Source organism: Sphingomonas bacterium, from assembly GCF_903644135.1.
GTDB lineage: Bacteria > Pseudomonadota > Alphaproteobacteria > Sphingomonadales > Sphingomonadaceae > Sphingomonas.
This window is the reverse complement of the sequence record NZ_CAHJXA010000151.1, coordinates 1-6552: the sequence shown is the minus strand read 5'-3', so window position 1 is coordinate 6552 and position 6552 is coordinate 1. Positions and strand designations below refer to the sequence as shown.

Genomic DNA, 6552 nt, shown 5'->3' with positions numbered 1-6552 from the left:
GGCCGGCTGCGCGGGCGGATGGCGCTGGTCACCGGCGGCGATTCGGGCATGGGCCGCGCCGCCGCGATCGCCTTTGCGCGCGAGGGGGCCGACGTCGCAATCAACTATCTGCCCGAGGAGGAGCCCGACGCGCGCGAGGTCGTCGACCTGATCCATCGCGCCGGACGCAAGGCCGCAGCGATCCCCGGCGACATCCGCACCGAGGGCTTCTGCCGCCAGCTTGTCGACCGCGCCATCAGCGCGCTCGGCGGCCTCGACATCCTGGTTTGCAACGCCGCGCGGCAGCAGTCCATCCCCTCGATCCTCGACGTGACCAACGACGAGTTCGACCGGACGATGAAGACCAACATCTACGCACCGTTCTGGATCATCAAGGCGGCGTTGCCGCATCTGCAGCCCGGCTCGGCGATCATCGGCACCACGTCGGAACAGGCGTATAACCCCGATCCCGACCTGTACGTCTATGCGCAGACCAAGGCGGCGACGATGAATTACGTCAAGTCGCTGGCCAAGCAGCTCGGCCCCAAGGGCATCCGCGTCAACGGCGTCGCCCCCGGCCCGATCTGGACACCGCTGCAGGTGTCGGGCGGGGCCAGCCAGGGCAAGCTCGTCACCTTTGGCGCAACCTCGGCATTGGGCCGCCCCGGCCAGCCGGCCGAGCTCGCCGGCATCTTCGTCAGGCTGGCGGAGGATGACGGCAGCTATACCACCGGCAACATCTATGGGGCTGGCGGCGGGCAGGGTCAGCCATGAGGATCGGCATGATGAGCACCGTCGCGATCGCCGCTGCGCTGCTCGCCGGCACCGCGGCAGCGCAGGAGCCGGGATCGCGCCAGACCCGCGATTACGTCCAGGCAGCGGGCGAGTCCGATACGTTCGAGATCATGGAAGCGCAATCGGCGCTGGCCGAGAGCAAGGATCCGGACGTGCTCGCCTTTGCGCGGCAGATGATCCACGACCATGGCGAGACCAGCCGGGCGCTGCGCGACGCCACCGCCAGCGCCGGGCTCAAGCCGCCGCCCATGGCGGTCAGCGAGAGCCAGGCACCGTTCCTGGCGGCGCTGCAGAGCCTGCGCGGGCAGGAGTTCGATCGGGGTTACTGGCGGCAACAGGCGCTGTCGCACCGCTCGGCGCTGGTGACCACGCAGCTTTATGCGGCGACGGGCGACGCGCCGGCGGTTCGGCAGGCTGCGGCGGCAGCGCTGCCGGTGATCCAGTCGCACCTCGCCATGGCCGAGCAGATGAGCGCGAAGCTCGGCGGCTAGGTCACGCCGGTCGCCACCGGCCCGGTGCGAGATCGGCGAGCGTCCAATCGCCGACGCTCCACCGCACGAGCCGCAGCGTCGGGTGGCCGACCGCGGCGGTCATCCGGCGCACCTGCCGGTTGCGGCCCTCACGGATGGTCAGCTTCAGCCAGCGGTCGGGGATGCTGGCGCGAACCCGGATCGGCGGATCGCGCGGCCACAGGCCCGGATCGTCGATCAGGGCCACCTCCGCCGGCCGGGTCGGGCCATCGGCGAGCATGACGCCGCCGCGCAGCTGGTTCAGCACCGCCTCGTCCGGCAGGCCTTCGACCTGGACCAGATAGGTCTTGGCCAGCTTGAATGCGGGGTCGGCGATCCGCGCCTGCAGGCGGCCATCGTCGGTCAGCAGCAGCAGCCCCTCGCTGTCGCGGTCCAGCCGGCCGGCCGGATAGACGCCCGGCAGGTCGATGAAGTCCGACAGCGTCGCCCGCGCGATCGGGCTGCGCGCGTCGGTGAACTGGCTCAACACGCCATGGGGCTTGTTGAACAGGATCGTGGTCACGTCGCGCCGATGCTCCTGGCGAGCGCCTCCGCCACCTTGATGCCGTCGACCGCGGCGGACAGGATGCCGCCGGCATAGCCCGCGCCCTCGCCGGCCGGGAACAGGCCGGCGGTGTTGAGGCTCTGTCCATCCGCGCCGCGGGTAAAACGCACCGGTGAGGAGGTGCGCGTCTCCACCCCGGTCATCACCACGTCGGGATGGTCGTAGCCGCGGATCTGACGGCCGAACACCGGCAGCGCCTCGCGAATCGCCGCCACCACGAAGTCGGGCAGGCAGAGCGCGAGGTCGGTCGGCTGGACGCCCGGCCGGTACGACGGGACGACGCTGCCCAGCGTCGTCGACGGCCGCCCCGCCAGAAAGTCGCCGAGCCGCTGCGCCGGCGCGCGATAGCTCGCCCCGCCGGCGACATAGGCGCGCTCCTCCCAATGGCGTTGCAGCGCCAACCCCGCGAGCGGGTCGCCCGGATAGTCGCGCGCCGGGTCGATCGCGACCACCAGCCCGGAATTGGCGTTGCGCTCGCTGCGGGAATATTGGCTCATGCCGTTGGTCGCGACCCGCCCCTCCTCCGATGTCGCGGCGACGACGGTGCCGCCCGGGCACATGCAGAAGCTGTAGACCGTGCGGCCGTTGGAGCAGTGATGCGAGAGGTGGTACTCGGCCGCGCCCAGCACCGGATGGCCGGCATCGGCACCGAAGCGCGCCCGGTCGATCCACGATTGCGGATGCTCGATGCGCACGCCGAGCGAGAAAGGCTTGGCCTCGACATGCACGCCGTCCGCGTGCAGCGCCGCAAAGGTGTCGCGCGCGCTGTGGCCGATCGCCAGCACGACGCGGGTCGCCGCCAGATAGCCGCCGTCGTTGAGGTGCAGCCCCTGGACATGGCGCTCGCCGGCCGCATCGGTGGCGACATCCAGCCCCTCGACGCGGGTGGAGAAGCGATACTCGCCGCCGAGCGCCTCGATCGTCTCGCGCATCGATTCGACCATCTTCACCAGCCGGAAGGTGCCGATATGCGGATGCGCCTCGGTCAGGATCTCGGGCGGCGCGCCGGCCTTGACGAACTCGGTCAGCACCTTGCGGTCGAGATACCGCGCATCCTTGATGCGGCTGTAGAGCTTGCCGTCGGAGAAGGTGCCAGCGCCGCCCTCGCCGAACTGGGCGTTCGACTCGGGGTTGAGGACGCCGCGCCGCCACAGGCCCCAGGTGTCCTTGGTGCGCTCGCGGACCAGCTTGCCGCGGTCGAGGATGATCGGCCGCAGCCCCATCTGCGCGAGCACCAGCCCCGCGAACAGCCCGCAGGGGCCCGCCCCGATCACCACCGGCCGCTCGGACCCGGCCGGCACGGTCATCGGCCGGTAGCTTGTGTCCGGCGTCGGCTGGACCTGCGCGTCCTTGCGGAACCGGGCGAGCAGGACCGCCTCGTTGCGGACGGCGACGTCGACTGAATAGACCAGGGCGATGTTGGTCTTGTCGCGTGCGTCATGGCCGCGCCGGGCGACGGCGTGGCGGACGAGATCGCGCCGGCCGATCCGCAGCCGCTTGCAGATGGCCGCCGGCAGCGCCTCGTCGGGATGGTGCAGCGGCAGCTTGAGGTCGGTCAGGCGGATCACCGCCCGCCTTTAGCCGCGCGGCGGCGGCGGTCCAATCGGGCGTTGACCGGCCGAGGCTAGCGCGAGCGAGCGGCCGGTCAGGTCGCTTCCCGTCAGGCCGGCTTCGCGCCGGGCGTGCCGCACTTGACGAACTTGCCGTTCGATCGGCAGCGGGTCGGCGTCGGCTTGGCCGGCGGGCATTTGGTGAACTTGCCCTTGGCATCCTTGCACGGCGCGGCGGCACTGGCGGGCGCGGTGGCGAGCAGGGCCAGCCCGGCGGCGGCGATCAGCGTCCTGACGATCATCTGTTCCTCCTGTTGCGATGACGAGGCGGCGATGATGCGCGATTTGCGCGCGCTCGGCTAGTGTCGAGCGTCACAGCAGTGTGCCGTGCAGGATCACCGCCGCGACCCCGAAATAGATGACGAGGCCGGTCACGTCGACCAGGGTCGCGACGAACGGCGCGGACGCTCGCCGGGTCGAAGCCCAGTCGCCTCAGCCCGAACGGCAGCATCGAGCCGACGAACGAGCCGAAGGTGACGATGCCGACCAGCGCCGCGCCGACCGTCGCCGCGACCAGCGGCCAGTGCACGCCGTAATCGTAGAAGCCGAGATGCTGCCACAGCGCGATGCGGACGATGCCGATCACCCCCAGGATCGCGCCCAGCGTCAGCCCGGTCGGCAGCTCGCGCAGCGCCACCCGCCACCAGTCGCCCAGCGACACCTCGTGCAGCGCCAGCGCGCGGATGATCAGCGAAGTCGCCTGGCTGCCCGAATTGCCGCCCGACGACATGATCAGCGGGATGAACAGCGTGAGGACGATCGCCTTTTCGAGCTCGCCCTCGAACCCCTGCATCGCCGAGGCGGTCAGCATCTCCGACAGGAACAGCGCGCACAGCCAGCCGGCGCGCTTGCGGATCATCGCCCAGAAGCCGATCCGCAGGTAATCCTCGTCCAGCGCCTCGACGCCGCCGAAGCGCTGCACCTCGGTGGTCTGGCGGCGGACCATCGCGTCGATCACGTCGTCGACGGTGACGATGCCGAGCACATGCCCGCGGCGGTCGGTCACCGGAATCGCCAAGAGGTCGTATTTGGAGATCAGCCGCATCGCCTCCTCGCGGCGGTCGTTCGGACCCATCGTCACCGGCCGGCGCTGCGGCGCGGCGCTCAGCACGTTGGCGCGCGGATCGGCCGAGATCAGCCGCCGCAGCGTCACCGCCTGCACCAGCGCATGGCTGGCCGGGTCGGTGACGTAGACCGAGTAGACCGTCTCGCGCGTGCGCTCGACCATGCGGATATGATCCAGCACCTGCGTGACCGTCCAGGCGGACGGCACCGCGACGAACTCGGTGGTCATGATCGAGCCGGCGCTGGCTTCCGGATAGCCGAGCAGCCGCTCGACCGTGGCGCGAAGGTCCGGCGTCACCCCCGCCAGCAGCTCGGACCGTGCCGGCTCGTCCAGCGAGCGGAACAGATCGGCGGTCCGGTCGGCCGACATCGCGTCGAGCAGCGCAATCGCGACCGACCGCGGCAGCCGCGCGACGATCTCCTCGGGACAGCCGATCCCGGGCTGGTCGAACGCCTTGACCGCCTCCTCCAGCGGCAGGAACTCGACGATCGCGGTGGCCTCGTCGACATCATAGCCGTCAAGGACGTCGGCGATGTCCGCACCGCGCCCGCCGATCAGCCCGGCGGCTGTCGCCCTGGCGTCGAACACCTCGTCATGATCGGGACGGTCTTGCATGGCTCACCTCATGATCGGCCCGGCGCACGCGGGCCGAGGCGAGCCCCGGCAGGGTCAGGCCATCAGCACCACGGGCGGCGGAAACGGTCGATTGCTACTGTCGCTCGGCATTGTGCTGACGGACTCTCAACTGCTCGATCATGGCCTGAATCGCCCGCAAGCGGCGCGCCACTGCGCCCAGTCGGCAGGCCTGTCAATCGGGCGGACGATTGCGTCATAAATGCGAGACGCACGCGGGAGCGTCGGTTAGACCGGTGCATCTTGCAAGGAGCACCGGATGACCGACAGCAGCGCCGCCGTTCGTTTGCCCGAAGGCATCCGCGATGCCGGGCTGCGCCGCGGGATCGGCGCGTTCGGGCTGGCCGCGGCGATCGTCAACATCGTCGTCGGAGCCGGCATCTTCACCCTCCCCGCCGGCATGGCGCGCGCCGCCGGGCCCTACGCGCTCGTCGCCTACCTCCTGTGTGCGCTCGCGATGGGCGCGGTCGTGCTGTGCTTCGCGGAGGCCGGCAGCCGCGTGCCGACCAGCGGCGGCACCTATGGCTATGTCGAGGCGGCGTTCGGTCCGCTGGCGGGGTTCGTCGCCGGCGTGCTGCTGTGGCTGTCCTGCGTGCTGGCGGCGGGCGGGATCGCCGCCGCGTTCACGACGACGCTCGGCCGGCTGGCCCCGGCGCTGCAGGCCGGCGGCGCGCGGGCGGTTGTCATCCTGGCGGTGGTCGGCACGCTGACGCTGGTCAACCTCGCAGGTGCCGGCCGCGCGTCGCGCCTGATTGCGGTGACGACGGTGGTCAAGCTGGTGCCGCTGCTGATGTTCATCGTCGTCGGCGCGCTGTTCGTCGCGCCGGCGCGGTTGTCGCAAGGGGTCGCGCCCGATGCGAGCGGGATCGGCCGCGCCGTGCTGCTGTCGCTGTTCGCGTTCCAGGGCATGGAGACGGTGCTCGGCGCGAGCGGCGAGGTGGCGGACCCGGCGCGCACCCTGCCGCGCGGGCTGATAGGGGCGATGGCGTTCGTCGTCATCGCCTATGTGGCGATCCAGCTCGTCGCGCAGGGCCTGCTCGGCGGCGCGCTCGCCGGATCGACGGCACCGCTGGCCGACGCGATCGCGACGGTCGATCCGCGGCTGGGGCTGCTGCTGGTGGTCGGCGCGACGGTGTCGATGGGCTTCTGGCTGGGCAGCGACCTGCTCGGCGCGCCGCGCGTGCTGTTCGCCTTTGCGCGCGACGGCTTCCTGCCCGCCGCGCTTGGTCGCGTCTCGCCGCGCACCGGCGTCCCGGCCACCGCGATCCTCGTTCATGCCGGTCTCGCCGCCGTGCTGGCGATCACCGGCACGTTCGAGACGCTGGTGGTGCTGTCGGTCCTCTCCGCCTGCGGCCTGTACGCCGCCGGCTGTGCCGCCGCCTGGGTGCTGCGGCG

7 protein-coding genes are annotated in these 6552 nt (G+C 71.1%); 3 read left to right on the top strand and 4 right to left on the bottom strand.

What is annotated here, in order from left to right; all coding sequences use genetic code 11:
* Positions 1–753, top strand: a 753-nt coding sequence (locus HUU96_RS09190) for an SDR family oxidoreductase (RefSeq protein WP_174292525.1), incomplete at its 5' end; no start/stop codon positions are given.
* Positions 754–764: 11 nt separating this feature from the next.
* On the top strand, positions 765–1265 hold the full coding sequence (locus HUU96_RS09185) for a DUF4142 domain-containing protein (protein ID WP_174292524.1): 501 nt from the start codon (positions 765–767) through the stop codon (positions 1263–1265).
* A gap of 1 nt (position 1266) precedes the next feature.
* Here HUU96_RS09185 and HUU96_RS09180 read toward each other — a convergent pair whose 3' ends face one another.
* The 4 genes from HUU96_RS09180 to mgtE form a co-directional block, all read right to left on the bottom strand.
* On the bottom strand, positions 1267–1806 hold the full coding sequence (locus tag HUU96_RS09180; RefSeq protein WP_174292523.1) for a pseudouridine synthase: 540 nt from the start codon (positions 1804–1806) through the stop codon (positions 1267–1269).
* A complete protein-coding gene (locus HUU96_RS09175) occupies positions 1803–3416 on the bottom strand; it encodes an NAD(P)/FAD-dependent oxidoreductase (protein ID WP_174292522.1) in 1614 nt (537 codons plus the stop codon). The genes HUU96_RS09180 and HUU96_RS09175 overlap by 4 nt, the downstream gene beginning before the upstream one ends.
* A 92-nt stretch (positions 3417–3508) precedes the next feature.
* Entirely contained in the window at positions 3509–3700 is a 192-nt protein-coding gene (locus HUU96_RS09170) for a hypothetical protein (RefSeq protein WP_174292521.1), read from the bottom strand.
* Positions 3697–5139: a magnesium transporter gene (gene mgtE, locus HUU96_RS09165; protein WP_217430302.1), complete on the bottom strand. Its 1443-nt coding sequence runs from the start codon at positions 5137–5139 to the stop codon at positions 3697–3699. Before mgtE ends, HUU96_RS09170 begins: the two co-directional genes overlap by 4 nt.
* Before the next feature lie 277 nt (positions 5140–5416).
* Between mgtE and HUU96_RS09160 the strand changes: the two genes are divergently transcribed.
* Positions 5417–6552: APC family permease (locus HUU96_RS09160; protein ID WP_174292520.1), on the top strand; the 1136-nt coding region annotated here is incomplete at its 3' end.

Excerpts from the sequence above, each read along its gene's own strand:
- HUU96_RS09185 (WP_174292524.1), top strand. The coding sequence starts at position 765 with ATGAGCACCGTCGCGATCGCCGCTGCGCTGCTCGCCGGCACCGCGGCA.
- HUU96_RS09170 (WP_174292521.1), bottom strand. The coding sequence starts at position 3,700 with ATGATCGTCAGGACGCTGATCGCCGCCGCCGGGCTGGCCCTGCTCGCC.
- mgtE (WP_217430302.1), bottom strand. The coding sequence starts at position 5,139 with ATGCAAGACCGTCCCGATCATGACGAGGTGTTCGACGCCAGGGCGACA.